The sequence below is a fragment of the Microbacterium sp. B19 genome (genome assembly GCF_000333395.1).
Taxonomy (GTDB): domain Bacteria; phylum Actinomycetota; class Actinomycetes; order Actinomycetales; family Microbacteriaceae; genus Microbacterium.
Map to the genome: position 1 here is coordinate 1 of NZ_BADA01000029.1, position 1,513 is coordinate 1,513.

The 1,513-nt window shown below is 70.0% G+C and carries 2 protein-coding genes; one reads left to right on the plus strand and one right to left on the minus strand.

Going from position 1 to position 1,513, the window contains the following annotated elements; translation table 11 throughout:
• On the minus strand, nucleotides 1–653 hold a 653-nt coding region (locus I5G_RS00980), incomplete at its 3' end, for a BCCT family transporter (RefSeq protein ID WP_022877383.1).
• Between the two features lie 119 nt (nucleotides 654–772).
• Between I5G_RS00980 and I5G_RS00985 the strand changes: the two genes are divergently transcribed.
• Nucleotides 773–1,513, plus strand: a 741-nt coding sequence (locus tag I5G_RS00985; RefSeq protein ID WP_022877384.1) for a phosphoribosylaminoimidazolesuccinocarboxamide synthase, incomplete at its 3' end; no start/stop codon positions are given.

Here is a 1,513-nt window from a genome sequence, read left to right on the forward strand (position 1 = left end):
GCCGACAGCGTGCCGACGAGGGCGGCCACGTCGATCGCATTGCCCCATCCGCCCTGCACGAGCCGGGCACCGAGGATCGGTTCGAGCGCCCACCGGATCGTGCGCGGACGCTTGCGGCGGTGGAAGGCGTAGGCGAGCGCGAGGCCGATCACGACGTAGATCGACCACGCGTGCACACCCCAGTGGAGGAACGTCTGCGACATCGCCTGCTGGGCGAGCTGCGTCGCCGTGCCCTCGACGCCGGGGCGGGGCGACGCGAAGTGGCTGAGCGGTTCGCTCACGCCGTAGAACACGAGTCCGATGCCCATGCCCGCCGCGAAGAGCAGCGAGAACCAGGACAGCGTCGAGAACTCGGGCTCGTCGTCGTCGCGGCCGAGCTTGATGCGCCCGAACCGGCTGAAGCCCATCGTCAGTGCGAACGCCACGAAGAACGCCGCGATCAGCACGTAGTACCAGTTGAACGCCGACACGATCGCGGTCTGCAGCGTGCCGAACGCCGTCTCGGCGGCATTCGGGAAGATCAGCGCGAACGCGATGAACGCCAGCGCGATGGCGGCCGCGGGCCAGAACACCCACCCGCGCAGAGTGTGGCGGTGGGCGCTTCCGTCGGAGGGATCGATGGATGCCGCGGTGTCGGGGGTCGCCTCGGTCATCCTTCGACCGTAGCGACCGGCTCCGACACCGCAGAGGGGCGGGCGCGCGGAGCCCCGATGTGACAAAATCTCTGCCCGCGCGGCCATCGGCGCGCGAGCCGAACCGCGATAATGAGCGGGTGATCCCCGCTTCCCCCCTCGTCCTCGACGGCTGGCGCCACGTCTATTCGGGCAAGGTCCGCGACCTGTACGTTCCCGCCGACACCGCCGAGGACGCCACGCCCGCGCACCTGCTGGTCGTCGCGAGCGACCGGGTCAGCGCGTTCGACCACGTGCTGAGCCCCGGCATCCCCGACAAGGGCGTCCTGCTGACGACGCTGAGCCTGTGGTGGTTCGACCGTCTCGCGGGCGCCGACGGAGGGCCTGGCATCCCGAACCATCTCGCCGCCGACCACGTGCTCGAGGGGGACGATGCGGTGGAGCTGATCCCGGATGCCGTGCGCGGACGCGCCATGCTCGTCCGGTCGCTCGACATGCAGCCGATCGAGTGCGTCGTGCGCGGGTACCTGACCGGATCGGGCTGGGCCGAATACCAGGAGTCGCGCACGGTGTGCGGCATCCCGCTTCCCGAGGGACTCGGCGACGGCGACCGGCTGCCGGAACCGCTGTACACGCCCGCCTACAAGGCGCCGATGGGCGAGCACGACGAGAACATCACGTACGAGCGTTCCGTCGAGCTCGTCGGCGAGGACACCGCCGCCGCCCTGCGCGACCTGTCGCTCGAGATCTACCGCCGCGCCTCCGCGATCGCCGAGAAGCGCGGACTCATCCTCGCCGACACGAAGTTCGAGTTCGGCTACGACGCCGCGGGAGTTCTGACCCTCGCCGATGAGGTGCTGACGTCGGACTCGTCCCGGTAC